A 20,754-nucleotide genomic window follows, 5' to 3' on the forward strand; every position below is an offset into this window, starting at 1 on the left:
ACGAACTCTGAACATCTACCCGCCAAGACAAAGCCGGGAATACCCCGGCCTATACTTGGGAATCTTACACAATCATTGTTAAAACGAGTCGCCAGGCACCCTCACCCAACCTTCCATCAAAACCCGCGCACTGCGGCTCATAATGGCTTTGGTTGCAGTCCACTGACCATCCACTGCCTTCGCCTCAGCCCCCACACGCAACGTGCCGGAGGGATGCCCGAAGGTCACATGGGTGCGGTCGCCGCCCCCTGCAGCCAGATTCACCAGAGTTCCGGGAACGGCCGATGCCGTGGCAATAGCCACCGCCGCCGTGCCCATCATGGCGTGATGGAGCTTACCCATGGACAGAGCGCGAACCAGGACATCCACGTCCCCTGCCCGGATGTTTTTGCCGCTTGAGGATACGTAATCAGAGGGCTTTGCGACGAAGGCCACTTTCGGGGTGTGCTGGCGATTGGCGGCTTCTTCGATGTTCTGGATCAGCCCCATTTTTACCGCGCCGTGGGCCCGAATGGTTTCGAACCTTGCCAGGGCTTTGGGATCGGAGTTGATGTCGTCCTGCAGCTCGGTGCCTTTGTATCCAATGTCCTCGGCGTTCACGAAGATGGTGGGGATGCCGGCATTGATCATGGTGGCTTTCAAGGTGCCTTCGCCAGGCACTTCCAGGTCATCCACCAGATTGCCGGTGGGGAACATGGAACCTTCACCATCCGCCGGGTCCATGAATTCCACCTGCACTTCAGCGGCCGGGAAGGTGACGCCGTCCAGTTCGAAATCGCCGGTTTCCTGCACTTCACCGTTGGTGATGGGCACGTGGGCGACGATGGTCTTTTTGATATTGGCCTGCCAGATACGCACGGTGCAGGTGCCATTCTCCGGAATCCGGTCTTTGGCGACAAAGCCGCCGTTGATGGCGAAGGCGCCTACGGCGGCTGTGAGGTTGCCGCAGTTGCCGCTCCAGTCGACAAACGGCTTGTCGATGGAGACCTGGCCGAACAGGTAGTCGACATCGTGGTCCGGCTGGGTGGGTTCTGCCAGGATCACGGTTTTGCTGGTGCTGGAGGTGGCGCCGCCCATACCGTCAACCTGCTTCTGGTAGGGGTCGGGGCTGCCGATGACTCGCAGCAGGAGTTTGTCCCGGGCTTCGCCCGGGCTCTGGCAGGCGTCCGGCAGATCCTTCAGCCGGAAGAACACGCCTTTGCTGGTTCCGCCACGCATATACGTGGCGGGGATTTTGATCTGAGGCTTGTGTGTCATGCTGCACCTTCCGATTGCAGGAAATCTTCCGCAAACCGCTGCAACACACCACCTGCGCTGTAGATAGACACTTCCTCAGCGGTATCCAGGCGGCAGACAACCGGAATGCGCTCGGTGCTGCCGTTCTTGCGATGGATGACCAGCGTGAGCTCGGCACGGGGCGCCGGGGTGCCTTCCACGTCGTAGGTTTCGGTGCCGTCGATGGCAAGGGTGTTGCGGGTGGTGCCTTCTTCGAACTGCAGGGGCATCACGCCCATACCGATCAGGTTGGTGCGGTGAATCCGCTCGAAACCTTCAGCCACGATGGCTTCGACACCGGCCAGGGCAACGCCCTTGGCGGCCCAGTCACGGGAGGAGCCCTGCCCGTAGTCGGCACCGGCGATGATGATCAGTGGCTGCTTGCGCTCCATGTAGGTTTCGATGGCTTCCCACATGCGGACAACCTTGCCTTCCGGCTCGATGCGGGCCAGGGAGCCCTGCTTCACGTTGCCGTTCTCATCCCGGACCATTTCGTTGAACAGTTTCGGGTTGGCGAAAGTGGCACGCTGGGCGGTCAGATGGTCGCCACGGTGGGTGGCGTAGGAGTTAAAGTCTTCCTCCGGCACACCCATCTTGTGCAGGTATTCACCGGCTGCGCTGTTCATCATGATCGCGTTGGAGGGCGACAGATGGTCGGTGGTGATGTTGTCCGGCAACACCGCCAGCGGGCGCATGCCCTTGAGGGTTTTCTCACCCACCATGCCGCCTTCCCAGTACGGTGGGCGACGGATGTAGGTGCTCTGGGGGCGCCAGTCGTACAGCGGGTTGGTGTTGGCCTGGGCATCCCGGGTGATGTCGAACATCGGGATGTAGGTGCTGCGGAACTGTTCCGGCTTAACGCTGGATTTCACGATGGCATCAATTTCCGCATCGTCCGGCCAGATGTCCTTCAGGGTGACGGGGTTGCCGTCTTTGTCGTAGCCCAGGGCATCTTTTTCGATGTCGAAACGGATGGTGCCTGCGATCGCATAGGCAACCACCAGCGGCGGCGACGCCAGGAACGCCTGTTTGGCGTAGGGGTGAATCCGGCCGTCAAAGTTCCGGTTGCCCGAGAGCACCGCAGTGGAGAACAGATCGCGATCCATGATTTCCTGCGCGATCTTCGGATCCAGGGCGCCACTCATGCCGTTGCAGGTGGTGCAGGCGAAGGCCACGACACCAAAACCGAGCTGTTCCAGCTCCGGCAGCAGTTTGGCTTCTTCCAGGTACATCTTGACGGTTTTGGAACCCGGCGCCAGGGAGGTTTTTACCCAGGGCTTGCGGGTCAGCCCCAGCTTGTTGGCGTTGCGGGCGATCAGGCCTGCAGCCACCATGTTGCGGGGGTTACTGGTGTTGGTGCAGCTGGTAATGGCGGCGATGATGCAGGCACCATCCGGCATCTTGCCCTCTTCCTGTTCCCACTCACCGGCAATGCCGCGCTCTGCCAGCTCGGAGGTGGGCAGGTGCGCATGGGGGTTAGACGGGCCAGCCAGGGTACGAGTCACCTTCGAAAGGTCGAACTTCAGCACGCGCTCGTATTCCGCGTTTTTCATGCTGTCGGCCCAGAGACCCGTCTCCTTGGCGAATTTCTCGACCAGGGCCACCTGATCGTCCTCGCGTCCGGTCAGCTTCAGGTAGTCGATGGTCTGGCCGTCGATGTAGAACATCGCTGCGGTGGCGCCATACTCCGGAGTCATGTTGGAGATGGTGGCACGGTCGCCCACGCTAAGGCTGTCGGCGCCCTCACCATAGAACTCCAGGTATGCGCCTACCACTTTCTCCTTGCGCAGGAACTCGGTGATGGCCAGGACCATATCAGTGCTGGTGATACCCGGCTGCAGCTTGCCAGTCAGCTCTACACCAACGATATCCGGCAGGCGCATCATGGAGGCACGGCCGAGCATAACGCTCTCCGCTTCCAGGCCACCTACACCCACGGAAATAACGCCCAGGGCATCAACCATTGGCGTGTGGCTGTCAGTGCCAACACAGGTATCCGGGAAAGCTACGCGCTTTCCTTCCCCATCCGGCCGATTCTGAATCACCGGAGACATCTTCTCCAGGTTGATCTGGTGCATGATGCCGTTGCCGGGGGGAATCACGTCCACGTTCTTGAACGCAGTCTTGGTCCAGTTGATGAAGTGGAAACGGTCGTCGTTGCGGCGATCTTCGATTTGACGGTTCTTCTCGAACGCGTCTTTCTCAAAACCCGCGTGCTCAACGGCCAGGGAGTGATCCACGATCAGCTGGGTCGGAACCACCGGGTTGACCTTGGCGGGATCACCGCCCTTCTCGGCGATGGCGTCACGCAGACCCGCCAGATCCACCAGGGCAGTCTGGCCCAGGATGTCGTGGCATACCACGCGGGCCGGGTACCAGGGGAAATCCAGGTCGCGCTTGCGTTCGATCAGCTGTTTCAGGGAATCCGTCAGCACCTCAGGATCGCACCGGCGAACCAGTTGCTCAGCCAGGATCTTGGAGGTGTACGGGAGCTTGTCGTACGCGCCGGCCTGGATGTCTTCCACGGCCTGGCGAGTATCGAAATAGTCCAGGTCGGTACCTGGCAGACTCTTGCGGTATTCAGTGTTCATGGCCGCTCCTCAATCGGAACCCACTTGGCATCCGCCGGGCCGGTGTAATCGGCGCTTGGGCGAATGATGCGGTTGTTCTCACGCTGTTCTTTCACGTGGGCGGTCCAGCCGGATACCCGGGACATCACGAAGATTGGGGTGAACAATTCGGTTGGAATGCCCATGAAGTGGTAGGCGGATGCGTGGAAGAAGTCCGCGTTGCAGAACAGCTTCTTCTCGCGCCACATAACCGCTTCACAGCGCTCGGATACCGGATACAGCACGGTGTCGCCCACTTCTTCCGCCAGCTTCTTGGACCACTGCTTGATGATGGCGTTCCGCGGGTCGGACTCCTTATAAATCGCGTGACCGAAGCCCATGATCTTTTCTTTCCGCTCAAGCATGCCCATCAGGCCTTCTTCGGCCTCTTCCGGCGTCTTGAATTTCTGGATCAGGGCCATGGCCGCCTCGTTGGCCCCGCCGTGCAGAGGGCCGCGCAGCGAACCGATGGCACCGGTCACACAGCTGTGAATATCAGACAAAGTGGAGGCACACACGCGGGCGGTGAAGGTGGAGGCGTTGAATTCGTGCTCTGCGTACAGGATCAGCGACACGTTCATGACGCGCTCGTGGAGCTCGCTGGGTTTCTTGCCGTGCAGCAGCTCCAGGAAATGGCCACCGATGGAGTCCACGTCGCTCTCGGTTTCGATACGAACGCCTTCGTGGGCGAAGCGGTACCAGTAGGTGATGATAGAAGGGAACACCGCCAGCATGCGGTCGATCTTGTCGTCCTGCTCGCTAAAGTCTTCTTCGGTTTCCAGGTTGCCCAGCATGGAGCAGCCGGTACGCATCACGTCCATCGGGTGCGCGTCTTTGGGGATCTGCTCAAGCACGGTTTTCAGGGCAGCCGGCAGGCCACGGAGGCTCTGGAGTTTTTTGGTGTAGGCATCCAGCTCCTGACGGTTCGGCAGTTTGCCCCGAAGCAGAAGGTAAGCGATTTCCTCAAACTGGGCCTTCTCTGCCAGATCTGCGATGTCGTAGCCACGGTATGTCAGGCCGGCGCCGCTTTTGCCGACAGTGCACAGAGCCGTTTCGCCAGCTACCTGGCCACGGAGGCCTGCGCCACCTAGTTTTTTTGCTTCAGCCATTGTTGTCTCCCATCGTTATCTTGTTTGGGGTGTCGGATTACCCCTTGGGCCAATCCTGAATATTTGTGACTCCCCTCTCCCCGTGCGGGAGAGGGGCCGGGGGAGAGGGGAAGCTTCCGATTCTGCGGAGTGCTTCTCTACCCCCTCTCCCTGGCCCTCTCCCGCTAGGGGAGAGGGGATAAATGCTGTCAGCCTTTGCTCTGCTGGAACAGCTGGTCCAGCTTCTGCTCGAAATCGTGGTAGTTCAGGAAATCGTACAGCTCCATACGGGTCTGCATCATATCGACCACGTCTTTCTGGTCGCCCTTCTCCAGGATGTTCTGGTAAACAGTCAGAGCGGCCTTGTTCATGGCGCGGAAGGCGCTGAGCGGGTACAGAACCATGTCGGCGCCGGCTTCGGCCAGTTCCTTGCGGTTGTATAGCGGTGTGGCACCAAATTCGGTGATGTTGGCCAGGATAGGCACGTCCAGGGCTTCGGAGAAGGCCTTGTAGTGATCAAGTTCCGTAACCGCTTCGGCAAAGATGCCGTCGGCGCCGGCTTCAATGCAGGCCTTGGCGCGTTCGATAGCGGCTTCGAGGCCCTCTTTCTGGAACGCGTCGGTACGGGCCATGATAAAAAAGTCTTTGTCTTCCCGGGCATCCACGGCGGCCTTGATGCGGTCGACCATCTCCTCCTGGGACACGATTTCCTTGTTCGGGCGGTGACCACAGCGTTTCTGGGCAACCTGGTCTTCGATGTGGACAGCGGCTGCACCAGCACGCTCCATCTCGCGGATGGTGCGGGCGATGTTGAAAGCGCCGCCCCAGCCGGTATCAATGTCGACCAGCAAAGGTACGTCGGTAGCTGCGGTAATCCGGCGAACGTCCTCAACCACATCGTTCATGGAGGTCATGCCCAGATCCGGCAAGCCGTAGGAGGCGTTAGCAACGCCGCCACCGGAAAGATAAATGGCCTGATGACCCACTTTATCGGCCATCATAGCGGCGTAGGCGTTGATGGTGCCGACGATCTGCAAGGGCTGGTTGTCTTTGAGCGCCTTGCGGAAGCGGGCGCCGGGGCTGAGTTTGTTGGACATGGTGTTGGCCTCTTTCGTTAAATGGAGATGTCGCCTTCCTGGATCTTTTTCTCGATGTTCTGTCTTGCTGCGTTGATATGGCGTTTCATCAGAAATTCGGCGAGTTCCCCATCGCGCTGGGCGATGGCCTCGACGATACGGCGGTGTTCACCCAGGGCCCGCTGGGGGCGCCCGGTGGAGGTGCTGAGACGGTAACGGTACATCCGTACCATGTAATAAAGATCACCCAGCAGCATCTGGGCAAGTTTGGTATTGCGGCTACCGGTGGCGATCCTGTGATGGAAGTCGTAATCCCCTTCGGCCTGGTAGTAGGCCTGGCCCTGAGCTTCATCGATCATGCGTTCGTGGGTGTCGAGGGTGGCCTGAAGGTCGGCAATTTCCTGGTCGGTCATGCGCTCGGCGGCCTGTCGAGCGGCCAGCCCCTCCATGACTTCGCGTATGCGGTAGAGCTCCATTAACTCGGACGCGCTGACTGAAACCACCTTGACGCCGGCGTGGGGGCGGCGCACCAGAAGCCCGCGGGATTCAAGGCGGCCCAGCGCTTCCCGAAGCGGGCCGCGGGTAAGATCGAACCGGGAACACAGCTCCAGTTCGCCGATTTTTTCGCCCGGCGCCAGTTCACCTTTCACGATCGCCGTTTGCAGACAATCGAAGGCCTCATCGGCGCGGGTGTAGGTAGGAGACAGTAACTCAGACATAGTTTGTCAACAAAACCCAGGTTATTTTGAGCAAAGCTACGCCTGGGCGGACATATTGTCAACAATATTGGCTAAATTGACCCTTAGATTGTTTACAATAGCTGCAGTCAATCAATAGAGCTGTCGTTCAGCGACCGGTGGCGGGGTGTACTGATAAAGCCAGGTTTCCGTAAGCGCCTGGCCGCCCAGCCTGAGGTACAGGCGGATATTAATGGGTTCAACCGAGTCGTCCGGCACCAGGTCAAACATGGCCCGGTAGCCATCGATTGCAGACAATGGTCTGGCGGACGTGATTTCGACCTCTCCCCTGCTCACACTGAAAACCGGCTCCACATCCGCATCCTTGCCCAGCATCGCCAGCGCGCCGCCGGCGAAATCAACGGCAAAGCGCCGTGAAAAATAGGTCCGCTTCTGGCCCACGACACCGCCCAGCCCGGTCCTGGTTGCCTGCACCGTGGCTAACTCATAGGGCCGTAACGGCGCTTGCTCACCCCAGTGCAGACGGTAGCTGTAGAGGTATTCCCGGCCTGGCAACAGAGGTTCCTGCGGATGCCAGAAGGCGACAATGTTGTCGAAGGTTTCATCCACGGTAGGGATTTCCACCAAATCAACACTGCCCCGCCCCCAGTCTCCGCGGGGCTCCACCCAGAGGCTGGGCCTGCGATCGTAAAACACGCCATCATCCTGGTAGTGGTCGAAATCCCTGTCCCGCTGCAGCAGGCCAAAGCCAACGGGATTGTTATCCTGAAAAGTGTTGAACCGGAGATTGGCGGGATTCACCAGTGGCCGCCATAACCACTCGCCGTTGCCGTTGCAGATGGCCAGGCCGTCAGAATCGTGTATTTCCGGCCGCCAGTCGTAGCCCATGCGATCATCATTTTCGCCCACCTGGTACATGCTGGTCAGCGGTGCAATGCCCGCCCGGGTAATTTCTGTTCTCGGATAGAGTGCCGCATCCACATCCATGACCATGTTGCGCCCCGGGTCGAGCACAAACGAGTAGGCGCCGGTGGTACTGGGGGAGTCCAGCAGAGCCCATACCCTGAGTAGCTGGCTGCCCGAGGCCGGTTTCTCCAGCCAGAACTCGGAAAACCGGGGAAACTCTTCTTTACGATCCATGCCGGTATCAATGGCCAGCCCTCTGGCCGACAGGCCGTACTGCATCTCCGAGCCCACCGCGCGGAAATAACTGGCGCCCAAAAAGGCAGCCAGGTCCAGGGCGAAGTTGTTGTGGTAGTGAACGCGGAAACCGGCGTAGCCCAGATCTTCTGGCAGATCGCCAAGGCGCTGCTCTCCATTGTACCGGAACAGATCCTGGCGATAGGCCAGTTCAGTTGCCTCGCCATCAATGACTTCATGGATTCTGACGGGTTGCTGGAAGTACAGGCCAAGATGGAAGAGCTGGATCTGGAAAGCGGAATCGTCGTCGCGCCAGAGCGCCCGGTCGGACCTGAAGGCGATGGCCTGATAGTCATCCCAGGAAATGGATTTCAGTGATTGGGGCAATTCATCCTGATGAGAGACATACGCCGCAGCGGCCAATGCCCGGGCCCGACCTTTGAGCCAGGCGTAGTTGAAGGCACGGGGACTGCTACCAGCAACTGGTTGGAGGCCGGCACCGTTCACCAGAGGCGACAGTGGTAACGCGCCGGCACTTACCAGTGCTCCGAGCCCCTTGATCAGCGTTCGTCTGTCCATTGGTCTCGCCCCTCCTGTGCCGGGCCATAGATTGCCATAGAGAAGATCACGTGGACTATGTACGAACAATAAAAGGTAGAGAGCCTATCCGGGCAAGGAACCCACGCCGCCGGAAGCGCACCAAAATAGTGCAATCAGGCAAGGAGGATCGCACTAAGAGACCTCTGATCAGAGAAATTTTTGGTGATGGTAAACCTGAAGAACCCTCCTCTAAAGGGCCATAGCTCTTTGCTAGAACGTACAATTTCCATCACGCCCCTGCATTTGTCGTTACAACTTGGGTAAACTCGGCACACTTTGTGATAGAACACTTGTTAATAGGCTTACGCAAAGGCGTTAAGCAGCCCACAGGCCGTGAAACCGACCATCAAAGGACGAATAATATGATCAAAAAATGCCTGTTTCCCGTCGCCGGCTACGGCACTCGTTTTCTTCCGGCAACCAAGGCGATGCCCAAAGAAATCCTGCCGGTGGTGAATAAACCCCTGGTTCAGTATGGCGTCGAGGAAGCCGCGGAGGCCGGTATTCACGAGTTCGGTTTTGTGACCGGCCGGGGCAAACGGGCCATCGAGGACCATTTCGACATCAGCTACGAGCTTGAACATCAGATCGCTGGCTCTGGCAAGGAAGACCTGCTGACCTCAATCAGGGATCTGATCGACCACAACAGCTTCGCCTTTACCAGACAGAATGAAATGAAGGGCCTCGGCCACGCCATACTGACCGGCCGCAACCTTGTGGGCGACAGTCCCTTTGCGGTGGTGCTGGCTGATGACTTCTGCATTGGCCCCGAAGGTGAAGACGGCGTACTGGCGCAGATGGTCAAGCTCTATAACCAGTTCCGCTGCTCCATTGTTGCCATTGAAGAAGTGCCGGCCGACGAAACCCACAAGTACGGGGTGATTGCCGGTGAATCCATGAAAGATGGTCTCTACCGGATCACCGATATGGTGGAAAAGCCGGCCCCGGAAGATGCCCCTAGCAACCTGGCGATTATTGGACGGTACATTCTCACGCCGGATATTTTCGACATTATAGAAAAGACCCCTGCGGGCAAAAACGGTGAAGTCCAGATTACCGATGCCCTTCTTGAGCAGGCGAAAAACGGTTGCGTGCTGGCCTATCAGTTCAAGGGTCGTCGGTTCGACTGCGGCAGCATTGATGGCTTTGTGGAAGCCACCAACTACGTCTACGAGAATATCTACAAGAAAGGCAAGTAAGGCATCTTGGGCGGGATCAGCTGCCCAGGATCTGAAGAATCATTCGCCGGTTTTCCGCGCTTGTCCTGCGGAACCGGCGAAGCAGTTCCACCTCTTCCCCGCTCAGCTCCACCTTTTCCAGCGCTTCCTCCAGCTCAGCCAGCGACTCCAGAAGCTCATCGCTCTTGTCCAGGGCAATACCGGGAAGCTCAAGTTGCCCATGGTCCTCGGGCTTCTCTGGCTCCCAGTGTTGAATGGGTTGCGCATGTTGCATGGCCATTTACCTCGTCATTCAAATCGGGATACCCGTCCCGATAATGCCCTGCGAAGTGAATCAATCTGGAAATGTAACGTACATATAGCTTTGCACACAATCTGCCTATACTAAAGGAGCCTCTGAATGCCTCCGAAGCACCTCTGAAGAACCCGGAGGGCGTACTCTGAGGACTTCACATGCTGTGTTGCAGCTCTTGCTAAGGGCTACGGCCATTAGCTGCGAACTGCGCCTTGCATCTGAAGCCCTCAGAGCACGCAGAGGCGCTCCGGAGGCATCCAGAGGCTCCTAGGCAACAACCAAACAGGCTATTTATGGCGGCAAGAACTCTGGATATCGACTCGGCATGGGAGTTGGTGCTTAGCGCAGTTAACCGCAGCAATGTGACACTGCCATTGCCGGGAACCGACAAAGAAGCGGTAAAACTTAACGGCCACGGGGCCTGGCACCTGATGCAGCCGGCCACGGGTGAGGCGAAGGATCTACTCTCGGTATTCCTACCCCTTTGTCGTCCCGTGCCAGATAACGGCAGCCCCAAAGTTATTGGTCAGTTGGGCCAAAGCCTGGACGGACGCATTGCCACGGTTACCGGTCGCTCCCGTTTCATCAACGGCGACGATGGAATTACCCATCTGCACCGGATCCGCGCAGTGTCGCATGCGGTTGTTGTCGGAGCCGGAACCGCCACTACAGACAATCCCCGTTTGACCGTTCGCCGCACCAGTGGCCGCAACCCCGTGCGCGTGGTCATTGACCGTCATCATCGCGTACCAGACAGCCATCACCTGTTCACCGATGGCGAAGCTCCCACCCTGCGGTTGGTGGCAGGTACTTACGATAAAGCGGAGAATCCATCGATCGGTTCCGGGGTTACTGAGATTCCCTGTCTCGGGGATGCCGAATCCGAAGATGCCGTCGATCCGAGAGTGATCCTCGAGGTTCTCGCAGACCTGGGGCTGAAAAAAGTTTTTGTGGAAGGGGGGGTGTTACCGTTTCGTGCTTCCTGAACGCTGGCTTGCTGGACCGCCTTCACGTGATGGTCGCACCCATGATCATCGGCAGCGGCAGACCAGCCTTCTCACTTCCCGAGATCGACTTTCTGGATGATGCCTTGCGGCCGCGCGCCCAGCTTATAAACCTCGGCAGCGACATGTTGTTCGACCTCGACTTTACCCGTGATTTGTAGGTCGAAAAAAAGCAGCCCCTGGCAAACTGGACACCAAAACCAACGCCCCGTACCCAACGCTCAGTGCCACGCCCTGCTCCGCGGGCAATCCCGCCATCGGCCACAGCAAGGCTGCCGCGCCCTCGCGGATGCCCCAACCGGCAACCGTCAGCGGTACCACCATGCTGAGCAACAGGATACTGCCCAGACTGACAATAATGGCCGCCGACTCTGTGCTTTCGATGTAGCCTGCGCCCCAGGCCAGACAGAGAAACACCCCAAGATAGCTTGCCAACACCAGTAAAGATGAGCCAATCTGAACCGGCAACACCGTTCGGTTTAGCAAAGACTCATAGAGATCCCGCCTGAGCCGCTGAAGATAAGCCGCCAGCCCGGTTTTCAGGGCCAACCAGAGTGCAAGAAACACCCCAATAACGCCGGCGCCCAACCAGAGGCCGCCTTTCAAGTGATCAACCGTTACCCGTCCGGAACCGAGCAGCCAGCTGCCCGATATGACAACCACGAGCGCCAAAACCAATTGGCCCGAAAGTCGCTCGATGGCCACCCCGTGCACAGCGGAGAGGCGCTCTCCGGCGCCGCTGCCATGTCGCCAGGCCCGGTTTACGTCGCCGAGCACACCTCCCGGCAACACCTGGTTCAGAAACGTCGCCAGATAGTACTCCCGCACCGCTACTCCATAGGCCAGGGGCAGCCCGAGCCGTTCGACGGTGTAACGCCATCGCCAGGCAGACAACGCCACCTGAAAGACCGTAAGTGCCAGTGCGGGAACCAGGACATAGGGAGAAAAGCGGGCAAGCTCCTGCCAGAGCTCACCCGAATCAATCGAGCGGATCACGAATCCGATAACCAGAACCGTGAATAACCAACGGGCCGCCAGCTTCACCTGCCGTTGACGCAGTTCGGTCAAGGCAATGCCTCGGGTGGCAGTGCCAGCAGATCCAGATGTCTCACAACAATCGTCAGATCCCCTTCGGATAACTGCTGATTGCGTGTCTCCAGCCAGCGTGACAATCGGTCCGCCTCGTGAGGTGACTGCTCAATGGCCGCGTCGATCCAGCCCTGCATCAGCATTTTGGCCAAGGCGTGATCCGCGCCATCCAGTATCCAGGGGGATTCCGCCAGTTCAACCCGGTAACCTTCGGCAACCAGCAGGCCTTGCAAGACAGTGCTGGCCTCCGGCCCGAGCGCGGCACCAATTCCCTTGTCGCCGTGCTGGTGCCGATTTACCAATGTCTTCACCAGCTCATCATCAGGATGCTCGGGAGACAGCTCAAAGTGACCGGCGTAGCTCAAAACAATGAGCATCGCGGACTTCCTTCCTGCGGCTGCGAGGGCTAACGTATCCAGCCATGGCTCGGAAACCAGATCAATCAGTGCTGACGCTGTTATCAGGTCCGCCTCCCGGGGCAGTTGTTGCTCCATGTTTTCCGACGTCAGCTGAACCGGGCGGGTTTCAAACGGCACATCCAGGCAGTCCACACGCTGTCCGGCCTCCCGCAATAATGCAGAATCCTGATCCAGTGCCAGCCAGGTTTGAGGCACCTGCAGCGCAGGCACCAGGAAAACCGCGTTTGAGCCACGACCGGTTCCAATGTCGACAATTTGCATCGGGTAGTGGCTCTCGGGCGACAAGCCATCATAACGATTCAACAACCAGTGATTGAGCTGATCGGTCAGGCCTTGTGAGCGAGCCCGGTGATCCGCTGCTTCCCGGGCTGCCAGCCATGTGCTCTCGAATTCCGAATGCTGGTGCAGATGCGTGGAAAGGCCACTGAAGTAGTGCAGCGCTTCTGAGACATCTTTGCCGGTATCCGCCCATGAGCGGATTCGGCGGGATTCCCTTGCGGCAAGTTTACGGGCGTGCTCAAGCTGTTCCGGATGTTCCAGCCAGTTCCTGAGGCGCGCCTCAAGGGCTCTGACATCGCCCGCACAATACTGAACTACACCAGGCTTGGCTGAGGTGTTGGCAAGGGCGCCGCCATCGGAGGAAATAACGGGCAGCCCTTCCGCCAGCGCCTCATCAATCACCATGCCATAGCCCTCGTACAGGGAGGGCAGTACAAAGAGATCCGCCTTGCGGTAGAGCTCGGCCAGCCCGGCTTCTTCGACCTCCCCTGCCAGCGCAATCCTGTCTTCAAGGCCCGCTTCTGCAATCGCCCGGCGAACCTGCTGGCTATATTCCGGATCACGACTGTCAGACCCTGCCAACGTGCATTGCCACGACACGCCCTTCAGGTTTTCCAGCGCCTCCACCAATTGATGCTGGGCCTTTCGGAGTGACAGATGAGCAACGCACAGAATGTGAGGGGTACCAGTTTGCGACGACTGATCACAGCCTCTGGGGTTCGCGGCTCGGGTGACGCCCGGCTCGGCAACCCTGATCCTCTCAGCCGGCACCTCGTAATCCGCCAGGCGAGCGGCGGTATATTGGCTGGTGGTGATCACCCCGTTTACAAATCCGAGCGCGCGCGTTTCTGAATCAAAAAACCACTGTCTATTGGCTTCGCTGATCCCCGTTTCATCAGCCAGGGGGTGGTGTACCAGCGCGATCAGATTGAGGCGTGGAGAATGCTTTTCAACAATGTCCGGCAGCCCCCCCATGGCAAGACCATCGAGTACCACAGAGGCGCCATCAGGCAGACTCGCGAGCTTCTTATCCATTCCACTACGGGCAACCCTGTCCGGGCGTGGAAACTGCCCGGCCAACCCACTGACCCGGGCTCTGCAACCGGCGTCGCTCAGGGCCTCCACGAGCTTGCGGACATACCGATAGCCGCCCGTGTTTTGTTCCGGATCACCCGGAACAATAAACTCCAGGAAGCCCGGTTTGTCAGATTCCGGCATGATAGCTTGCCCAGGCAATGTGGGATTCCGAGAGGGTGACTTTCAGGCTGACAATCCCTTCTCCTGTCTCGCCAAGACGGCCACCGTGAATGGCTGCCGCCATACGATCGAAAACCAGTTTGGCCATGAATTCGGTGGTGGTATTCCGGCCACGCAGTTCCGGCAGCTCGTCCAGGTTCTGCATATTGAATTCGGAGAGAATGCTTTTGAGAAGCTCGGAAGCCAAACCTATGTCGACGACCAGGTCGTCCTTATCCAGTTGGTGACGCTCAAAGGTCACGTCGACCACATAGGTGGCACCATGAACCTTCTGAGCAGGACCAAAGATCTCTCCGTTGAAGCTGTGGGCAATCATCATGTGGTCCCGGACCGTCAAACCGAACATAGTTTCTCCTTAGCAGGCAATTTTGGATTTTCAGTAAACAACGCGATGGCACAGAGTATCCCGGCCATCAATCAGAATTCGCGCCATGGATTTTGGTAGATCATCAAACTTGCACTCGCCGGTAATCAGCACATCCAGCGCATCGTCCTGGAGCAATTCCAATGAAAGCGCCAGGCGTTTGCGATAGTCCCACCGTGGGACTCGAGATGGCACTATCTGGCCCACCTGGCTGGATTTCAGGGTCAGACGCCGCGGATGGAATGCGGCCCCCAACGGTGCAGATACCAGCTGATCCCCGTACCAGCTCATTTCCACAATGGTCGCCTCCTGCCCTGCCAGCCCAAGGGCGGTCTCCAGGCCCGAGGGGTGGCCACTGGCATGGATAACAAGGTCGTGATCATCAGGGGCCGACTCACTGCTGAAGGTCAAACCGAGCTGTTCGGCAACGGCCTGTCTCTCTGGATTCGTATCGATCGCGGTGACTCGGGCTCCCGGGATACGACTCGCCAGCCAGGCGACGAGCAGGCCAACAACACCAAGACCAACCACGGCAATGCGGTCACCGACTGCTGGCGCTCCATCCCAGAGGCCGTTTACAGCGGTCTCCATGTTGGCGGCAAGTATTGCTCGCTCGGCGGGCAAGTCTTTGGGCAAAGGCGTCAACGCCGACGCCGGCACCCGGTAGCAATTCTGATGCGGATAAAGGCAGAACACCGTTTGGCCCACTAACTCTGCAGGCCCTTCCACTACTTTGCCGACGCTGGCGTAGCCGTACTTTACCGGCCAGGGAAAATCTCCCTCCTGAAACGGCGCCCGCATGGCTGCGTATTCGCTCTTTGGTACCCGGCCATGGAAAACCAGTGATTCCGTGCCCCGACTGATACCCGAATACAGCGCCTGAACCGTAACCGATTCGTCCTTCTGCTCGTCATCAGAGGTAACCAGTGGTGTTTCCAGAATCTCGCCCTTGCCGGCGCCGGTTACCCACCAGGCTCGTGCCATCGATTCGGTGTTCGGCTCATCAGGGTCGCGATGCAAAAGGATCTCCTTTTTGGCAGTTTTTCAAACGTGCTGGTCGTCGCCCTGTCAGGGCTGAACCTTCAGGTCTGAACACGGTCTATGCTCGTAAGCATGTTCAGTTATACCAACTATAGTCAGTGTACAGCGCATCCGAGGTCTTTGATGCCTGCAATTCTATACGCTGGAGTTCATTGATGGATTCTAACGGCCATTCAGCTTCGCAAAGGATGCCACTTGCCCTGGATCTCGTCTGGGGCTCTGGGCTTGTCGCCCTGTTCTGCGCAGCCACCGGCTGGTTAACCCAGCCCCCCGTCCTTTTCTACTTCTTGGCAGCGGCGCTTTACCTGGCCGCTTGTGCCCTGATCATCCGGTTCTGGCCCGAAACCCGGGATTTCGGGTGGGCAAACCGGGCGACGCTGCTGAGAGGCAGTCTAGTGATAGTCCTGGTGGCTCTGGCCCCGTTTGCCGACCACCTCACTGACAACCTCTGGCTCTACGGCTGGATGGCATTGCTGGCGCTGATTCTGGATGGCGTAGACGGCAAAGTCGCCAGGGCTACCGGCTCCCAGAGCGACTTTGGCGCTCGCTTCGACATGGAACTGGATGCTCTGTTTATTCTCGGTCTCAGCGTGGCTGTCCTGGCGCTCGGCAAGGCGGGTCCCTGGGTTCTGGCCCTGGGCCTTATCCGCTATGCCTTCGTTGTTGCCAGTCATTTCCTCGATTGGCTGAATGCCCCGCTGCCGGAGAGTTTCAGACGCAAGACGGTTTGCGTTTGGCAAATCGTTACCCTGCTGGTGGCCGTTTTGCCGCCGGTCAATGCGCTATTCGCCAGTATCACGCTTGCAACTGCCCTCGCACTGCTTGTGTGGTCGTTTTTCCTGGATATTCACTGGCTTTATCAGAGGAGACATCACCATGATGTTCATTAAACGGAAAACCCTTACCCGTTCTGCCATTGCCCTGCCTGCTGCGCTCGCACTGAGCCCGGCAGCCATGGCCGAGCCGAGAAACTTTGTTGTCGACGACGAACACTTTTCAATGTTCTTCGAAATCATGCACATCGGCTACGCCCCGGTGATGGGGATGTTCCGCGAAGTAGAGGGACAATTCGTTTACGACGAAGAAGCCAGGGAGCTCGAATCTGGTCAATTGGTGTTCCAGAGCGACAGTGTGTACACCAATCACAAGAAGCGTGACGAACACGTTCGCAACGAGGATTTCCTCGACGCCGACGAGTATCCTGAAATTACCTTTACTATTACCGACTTCGAAACGACTGGCGAAAACACGGGCAAAGTAACCGGCGATCTGGAGTTACTCGGCCAGAAACGCCCCGTGGTGCTGGATGTGACCCTCAACAAGGCAGACGTCTACCCCTTTGGCCATGAGGAATACACACTGGGCATCAGCGCCTCCACCACCCTGAAACGCAGTGAATGGGGCATGACCTACGGCCTTGATGGCGCGATGGTCGGTGATGAAGTGAAATTGCACTTTGGCTTCGAGGCCATTCGGGAATCCGGCATGTTCTGATCACCGGCTGATCGGAATGTGAACCACCGCACAACGCGGACACATTCTGTTACACACAGAGTCCGGATTTTTGGGGTGCGGCGGAAATCCCGTTATCTTTAGAGCTACAACAATAATCAAGGGAACTGCCGCATGCCGGGCAAGGTCGCTCTTCTTCTGACACTGGTAACTGCTGGCGTGGTTGGCGCGGGGTATCTGCTCTCCGCTGACAACCACACAGATTTCAGCTGGTTTTCGAAGGTGGTCGACTCGGCCGAGACGGCGCCTGTCCAAAGCGCAGGCCTGGCAAGGCAGTCTTCTACCGATCCCTCGGCTGAGCCGGAACCACCCCCGGATAATGCCCTCGGGTTCATGCTGGCCAGCGTTGCCGATCAATACGCTGAAACTACCCGATACCCTCCGTGGTCCATACCTCTCTCCCCGGAACAGGCGAACGCCTACGGTGGCAATCACTACGAGCCGGTCAGTCTGCCCCTCGAAGGTGACGGGCAGTTCACCGTAACGCTGGAGAAATACCGGTTTACTGCAGGGGAACAAATTCTTGTTGCAGCGGCTATCCGGGGCTCTCAGGTGGTCGGTCGCTCGCTGTCTGCAACGCTGGAGAGGCCGGAAAGCCGGGATGCCATCGCTGGCACCACCTTGGAAGAGGCGGGTTCCCCGGGTTACTTCGAGGGCGTTCTGTCCGCCGACGAATCACCGGGTGAATATCGGCTGATCGTTGAGGCCCGGCTTGACGGCAAACCAGTCCGCCATGTCTCAACACTGGCCATTGAACCTTACCTGGGCGAATTCGAGGGGCTTGGCGATGCCCGTATCCAGGGTAACAATCTGATAATTCCCGTTCGTTTCTCGCCGGAAGACTCCGGCTACTACGCGCTTTCGGCCCAGCTGTTTGTTGGCCAACGCCCGGTTGCTCAATTGCAGATGGAGAAAAGGCTGGACAGCACCTCAAACACGATCAATCTGAAGGCACACGGCACGGTATTGGCCGATCAGACGGTGGACGGCCAGCTACAGCTGAAAAACCTGCAGATTCGGCAGCTTCCCGCCCGGCCAGGTGACCGGACTAATTACGCTTTCGGCCCCGACGAGGGCTACGCTTTCACACCGCCGGATCTCGGCAGTCTTACCGATACACCGGCGGTGAATCCCGAATCAGAACAGCGCGCGGCTCTGCTGCGGCAGCTTGCCGACAAGTTCTGATGGCAGGGCGCAGGCTCTGCACCGGCTAACGCCGGGCTGTACCGCTACAAGTGGCGGATAAACGTCTTGTGACAACAATAAAGCAGCAAAGACGGAGCAACTATGAAAACAACAAAGATCGGAAATGCCTGTAAGGCCGCCCTGGCGGTCACTATCACCGGCAGCTTGTTTGCCGGCACCGCCCAGGCCCAACTGGCCGGGCACAACGTGATCCTGGTTCACGGATTTCAGCAACAAGACCTGGCCAACCCTCCCGCCAATCTGCAGGAGGTGAAGAACGCCGGCGAGGACTATTGGCGTACTTTCTGGCTCTCCCGGGCCGAGGCCCGTATCGACTGGGGCAGTGACGGGCGCGTTGAAGGTGGTATTGCCCAGCAAGCCTATGAACAGATGCGTCAGATCAGTCAGCAAGGTCTTTGCAATGACTTTTGCATCGTTGTTTCTCACTCTACCGGGGATCTCGTTACCCGGTATCTGCTAGAAAACCAGGCACGCTGGCTTCAATCCGAGGGCCTTCAGCCGTTGAAAATCCTGGCAACCCTGGATTACTCCGGCGCGGGCGGTGGCACTGAACTTGCCAACCTGGCACTCAGCCTTGCCTACAACGACAGCTGGTACAATTGGCCCCTCCGGGCAGCAGTAGAAGCCTTCACCGGCATTGAGCCGGAACCCGGCAAGCTGGGCGTGGTAAACGACCTGCAAACCAACGCAGCGCGTAACCTGGCGGTGAGCCCGAATGGAATCCCAAGGCTGCGTTTCGTGGCTGGTGGGTCATCCTATGGCGGTTTCACCAAGCCATTCATCGCCGGCACCGATGATGGCGTAGTACCCACCCATTCGGCTTGCGGTGCAACCTCTGCCGCCGGGATTGATTCCTGCTCCTCCAGCATCAGCCTGGCGGGCAAGGTAACGAGCCAGAATGGCCCTGGCGCTCTGTACTACAACCACTACCCGGTGCTGATGAACGAGGGCGTCACCCACAGCGGTGTGCTGGGCTCCGAGACGGGCAACATCTCCGTGCCGGTAGTCAACAACACCACCCTCAACGGTTTGCAGGTGGATTTCGCCAGCCGCACCTATAACAAGCGCGCCTGGTGGCAGTGGTGGGGTTCAGGTGACCGGTACATTGAAGTGCCCGGCTCGGACCAGACGGATATGTCCAATCTGGTTTATACCACTCTGAATAACTAAACCCATCTGGACAATGCAAACAAAAGGCTCAGGGAGGAGCCACTTCTTGCCTCGGTAGTTCTACCCATCTTTTCTTTTTAGTTCGCAAACTATACATTGGTTCGCTTTCCCGTTTGATTCACCCACTGCCGGCAAGCGATATCCAATGTCTGACACCCACAAATCCGATCTTTTACTGGTTGTTGTCACCCTGTTTGCGGCCATCAGCTGGATGTTCTCAAAAGAAGCAGTGCTGCTGATGCCTCCGCTGATGTTCATGGCTGCCCGGTTTCTGATTGCCGGCACGGTGCTCGCCTTTTTCGCCCGCCGCTCGCTGATGAAGCTAAGCGTGGATCAGCTTCGTCGAAGTGTGGGTGTGGGCCTGGTGTTCGGCACGGCGATGACCTGTTGGGTGATGGGACTGGTTCATATAACGAGCCTCGGCGAGGGTGCCTTCCTGACCAGCCTGGGCGTTGTGATTGTTCCCATTATTGCACGGTTGGTATTCAAGGAAGCCCAACCGGCGAGCACATGGCTGGCCATTCCGATTGCCGTTGCCGGGCTCGCTCTGCTATCCCTTGAAAACGGATTTCGCCCTGAAGCAGGCCAGATTTTCTTTGTTATGGCAGCGACGATCTTCGCCCTGTATTTCAATCTCAATACCCGGGCGGCCAACCAGAGAACGGTGATTAACCGGCTGGGCAAGACCGTGGAAAAGCATCGGGTACCCGCCCTGCCCCTGACAGCCATTGCTCTGCTCACGGTCGGCATGCTGACCCTGATCGAGTCCATGATCATGGAGCCCTGGCTGCCGACTCTGAATAACCTTTCACCAATACTGGTCTGGTGGGTAGTGGCCAGCGCCGTCATTGGCACGGCCGGTCGTTTCCTGCTTCAGACGTTCGCCCAGAGCCTGTCTGCGAACAGCCATGGCGTGGTGATTCTGGTACTGGAGCCGGTTTGGGTCGCCCTGTTCGCTGCAGGCTGGTTTGGCGAGACAATGACCAGCATTCAGCTGGCCGGCTGCGGTCTCATCTTCGCGGCCTTGATCGTCAACCGCTGGGCGGTTCTGAGCAAAGTCATCAAGGAAAAACTCCGGAGCCGGAAAACCGCATAAAAGTGGTTGACCGGCATCGGCTGAATCAGTATATTTCTTCCCCGTTGCAGGATACAGGACCATAGCTCAGTTGGTTAGAGCGCTACCTTGACATGGTAGAGGTCCCCAGTTCGAATCTGGGTGGTCCTACCAATTCTGCAACAAAAAGAGTCACTTAGAGCGCAAGCCAAGTGGCTTTTTTTGTGTCTGCCCACATAGAACGGCTTGGGGAAAGCCTGGCAACTACCCCACCTTGCGCCAAACCAAACCACCTTTCGCAGTAAGTACCTCTCTTTAAAACCGGCTCCTGACATTCATGTCTTTAGCTTCTCCGGCGTGATCAGGCACCGACCGTCGGTTAAGACTGCTCTCCATATCA

General features: G+C 58.2%; 18 protein-coding genes, 1 tRNA gene and 1 pseudogene. 9 read left to right on the plus strand and 11 right to left on the minus strand.

The features are described 5' to 3' along the window. Positions 1-78: 78 nt before the first annotated feature. The 6 genes from prpF to KYE_RS07370 all read right to left on the minus strand — a co-directional run bounded on the left by prpF (position 79) and on the right by KYE_RS07370 (position 8,465). Positions 79-1,257 (minus strand): 2-methylaconitate cis-trans isomerase PrpF, encoded by a 1,179-nt coding sequence (gene prpF / locus KYE_RS07345; RefSeq protein ID WP_008171936.1) that lies wholly within the window; start codon positions 1,255-1,257, stop codon positions 79-81. Continuing rightward, complete coding sequence (gene acnD / locus KYE_RS07350; RefSeq protein ID WP_008171939.1) at positions 1,254-3,866, minus strand: Fe/S-dependent 2-methylisocitrate dehydratase AcnD; 2,613 nt, start codon at positions 3,864-3,866, stop codon at positions 1,254-1,256. The genes prpF and acnD overlap by 4 nt, the downstream gene beginning before the upstream one ends. Continuing rightward, positions 3,863-4,993 (minus strand): 2-methylcitrate synthase, encoded by a 1,131-nt coding sequence (gene prpC, locus KYE_RS07355; RefSeq protein WP_008171942.1) that lies wholly within the window; start codon positions 4,991-4,993, stop codon positions 3,863-3,865. The genes acnD and prpC overlap by 4 nt, the downstream gene beginning before the upstream one ends. Positions 4,994-5,181: 188 nt before the next feature. After that, positions 5,182-6,069, minus strand: coding sequence for a methylisocitrate lyase (gene prpB, locus KYE_RS07360; RefSeq protein ID WP_008171943.1), 888 nt, complete (start codon positions 6,067-6,069; stop codon positions 5,182-5,184). Positions 6,070-6,086: 17 nt separating this feature from the next. Next, positions 6,087-6,767, minus strand: coding sequence for a GntR family transcriptional regulator (locus KYE_RS07365; protein ID WP_008171945.1), 681 nt, complete (start codon positions 6,765-6,767; stop codon positions 6,087-6,089). 111 nt (positions 6,768-6,878) lie between these two features. After that, positions 6,879-8,465: a glucan biosynthesis protein gene (locus tag KYE_RS07370; RefSeq protein WP_008171947.1), complete on the minus strand. Its 1,587-nt coding sequence runs from the start codon at positions 8,463-8,465 to the stop codon at positions 6,879-6,881. 383 nt (positions 8,466-8,848) lie between these two features. On the opposite strand from KYE_RS07370, the gene galU reads away from it, so the two are divergent. Next, complete coding sequence (gene galU / locus KYE_RS07375; protein ID WP_008171948.1) at positions 8,849-9,685, plus strand: UTP--glucose-1-phosphate uridylyltransferase GalU; 837 nt, start codon at positions 8,849-8,851, stop codon at positions 9,683-9,685. Positions 9,686-9,701: 16 nt separating this feature from the next. Here galU and KYE_RS07380 read toward each other — a convergent pair whose 3' ends face one another. Continuing rightward, the gene (locus tag KYE_RS07380; protein WP_100169470.1) at positions 9,702-9,944 is read right to left on the minus strand and encodes a hypothetical protein; all 243 of its coding nucleotides are present in this window, start codon (positions 9,942-9,944) and stop codon (positions 9,702-9,704) included. 446 nt (positions 9,945-10,390) lie between these two features. Between KYE_RS07380 and KYE_RS07385 the strand changes: the two are divergent. Then, positions 10,391-10,974 (plus strand): annotated as a pseudogene (locus KYE_RS07385) (RibD family protein); the annotation flags it as partial. Positions 10,975-10,986: 12 nt separating this feature from the next. Continuing rightward, the gene (locus tag KYE_RS22150) at positions 10,987-11,124 is read left to right on the plus strand and encodes a hypothetical protein (RefSeq protein WP_264622579.1); all 138 of its coding nucleotides are present in this window, start codon (positions 10,987-10,989) and stop codon (positions 11,122-11,124) included. On the opposite strand, the gene KYE_RS07390 is transcribed toward KYE_RS22150, so the two are convergent. From KYE_RS07390 to KYE_RS07405, 4 genes are read right to left on the minus strand one after another with little or no spacing between them, the layout of a single operon-like run. Continuing rightward, complete coding sequence (locus KYE_RS07390) at positions 11,108-12,031, minus strand: lysylphosphatidylglycerol synthase transmembrane domain-containing protein (protein ID WP_008171952.1); 924 nt, start codon at positions 12,029-12,031, stop codon at positions 11,108-11,110. The two genes, KYE_RS22150 and KYE_RS07390, sit on opposite strands and share 17 nt — an antisense overlap. Continuing rightward, complete coding sequence (locus tag KYE_RS07395) at positions 12,028-13,968, minus strand: glycosyltransferase (RefSeq protein ID WP_008171954.1); 1,941 nt, start codon at positions 13,966-13,968, stop codon at positions 12,028-12,030. Before KYE_RS07395 ends, KYE_RS07390 begins: the two co-directional genes overlap by 4 nt. Then, entirely contained in the window at positions 13,955-14,353 is a 399-nt protein-coding gene (locus tag KYE_RS07400; protein WP_008171956.1) for a 6-pyruvoyl trahydropterin synthase family protein, read from the minus strand. The genes KYE_RS07395 and KYE_RS07400 overlap by 14 nt, the downstream gene beginning before the upstream one ends. 30 nt (positions 14,354-14,383) lie before the next feature. Continuing rightward, the gene (locus tag KYE_RS07405) at positions 14,384-15,391 is read right to left on the minus strand and encodes a zinc-dependent alcohol dehydrogenase (protein WP_008171958.1); all 1,008 of its coding nucleotides are present in this window, start codon (positions 15,389-15,391) and stop codon (positions 14,384-14,386) included. 176 nt (positions 15,392-15,567) lie between these two features. Between KYE_RS07405 and KYE_RS07410 the strand changes: the two genes are divergently transcribed. The 6 genes from KYE_RS07410 to KYE_RS07435 all read left to right on the plus strand — a co-directional run bounded on the left by KYE_RS07410 (position 15,568) and on the right by KYE_RS07435 (position 20,528). Then, entirely contained in the window at positions 15,568-16,302 is a 735-nt protein-coding gene (locus KYE_RS07410; protein WP_008171960.1) for a CDP-alcohol phosphatidyltransferase family protein, read from the plus strand. Further along, entirely contained in the window at positions 16,289-16,906 is a 618-nt protein-coding gene (locus KYE_RS07415; RefSeq protein WP_008171961.1) for a YceI family protein, read from the plus strand. Before KYE_RS07410 ends, KYE_RS07415 begins: the two co-directional genes overlap by 14 nt. A gap of 132 nt (positions 16,907-17,038) precedes the next feature. Further along, the gene (locus KYE_RS07420) at positions 17,039-18,109 is read left to right on the plus strand and encodes a hypothetical protein (RefSeq protein ID WP_008171962.1); all 1,071 of its coding nucleotides are present in this window, start codon (positions 17,039-17,041) and stop codon (positions 18,107-18,109) included. Between the two features lie 102 nt (positions 18,110-18,211). Beyond that, positions 18,212-19,300 (plus strand): hypothetical protein, encoded by a 1,089-nt coding sequence (locus tag KYE_RS07425; RefSeq protein WP_008171963.1) that lies wholly within the window; start codon positions 18,212-18,214, stop codon positions 19,298-19,300. Positions 19,301-19,445: 145 nt separating this feature from the next. Beyond that, positions 19,446-20,396: a DMT family transporter gene (locus KYE_RS07430; RefSeq protein WP_008171964.1), complete on the plus strand. Its 951-nt coding sequence runs from the start codon at positions 19,446-19,448 to the stop codon at positions 20,394-20,396. Between the two features lie 55 nt (positions 20,397-20,451). Beyond that, positions 20,452-20,528, plus strand: a tRNA-Val gene (locus tag KYE_RS07435). Positions 20,529-20,754 lie beyond the last annotated feature (226 nt).

This window comes from Marinobacter manganoxydans MnI7-9 (assembly GCF_000235625.1).
Classification (GTDB): domain Bacteria; phylum Pseudomonadota; class Gammaproteobacteria; order Pseudomonadales; family Oleiphilaceae; genus Marinobacter; species Marinobacter manganoxydans.

Coding starts and splice junctions, on each gene's coding strand:
- prpF (WP_008171936.1), bottom strand. CDS start 1,257: ATGACACACAAGCCTCAGATCAAAATCCCCGCCACGTATATGCGTGGC.
- KYE_RS22150 (WP_264622579.1), top strand. CDS start 10,987: ATGATCATCGGCAGCGGCAGACCAGCCTTCTCACTTCCCGAGATCGAC.
- KYE_RS07400 (WP_008171956.1), bottom strand. CDS start 14,353: ATGTTCGGTTTGACGGTCCGGGACCACATGATGATTGCCCACAGCTTC.
- KYE_RS07410 (WP_008171960.1), top strand. CDS start 15,568: ATGGATTCTAACGGCCATTCAGCTTCGCAAAGGATGCCACTTGCCCTG.
- KYE_RS07430 (WP_008171964.1), top strand. CDS start 19,446: ATGTCTGACACCCACAAATCCGATCTTTTACTGGTTGTTGTCACCCTG.
- KYE_RS07365 (WP_008171945.1), bottom strand. CDS start 6,767: ATGTCTGAGTTACTGTCTCCTACCTACACCCGCGCCGATGAGGCCTTC.
- galU (WP_008171948.1), top strand. CDS start 8,849: ATGATCAAAAAATGCCTGTTTCCCGTCGCCGGCTACGGCACTCGTTTT.
- KYE_RS07415 (WP_008171961.1), top strand. CDS start 16,289: ATGATGTTCATTAAACGGAAAACCCTTACCCGTTCTGCCATTGCCCTG.
- prpB (WP_008171943.1), bottom strand. CDS start 6,069: ATGTCCAACAAACTCAGCCCCGGCGCCCGCTTCCGCAAGGCGCTCAAA.
- prpC (WP_008171942.1), bottom strand. CDS start 4,993: ATGGCTGAAGCAAAAAAACTAGGTGGCGCAGGCCTCCGTGGCCAGGTA.
- KYE_RS07395 (WP_008171954.1), bottom strand. CDS start 13,968: ATGCCGGAATCTGACAAACCGGGCTTCCTGGAGTTTATTGTTCCGGGT.
- KYE_RS07425 (WP_008171963.1), top strand. CDS start 18,212: ATGAAAACAACAAAGATCGGAAATGCCTGTAAGGCCGCCCTGGCGGTC.
- KYE_RS07370 (WP_008171947.1), bottom strand. CDS start 8,465: ATGGACAGACGAACGCTGATCAAGGGGCTCGGAGCACTGGTAAGTGCC.
- acnD (WP_008171939.1), bottom strand. CDS start 3,866: ATGAACACTGAATACCGCAAGAGTCTGCCAGGTACCGACCTGGACTAT.
- KYE_RS07380 (WP_100169470.1), bottom strand. CDS start 9,944: ATGGCCATGCAACATGCGCAACCCATTCAACACTGGGAGCCAGAGAAG.
- KYE_RS07420 (WP_008171962.1), top strand. CDS start 17,039: ATGCCGGGCAAGGTCGCTCTTCTTCTGACACTGGTAACTGCTGGCGTG.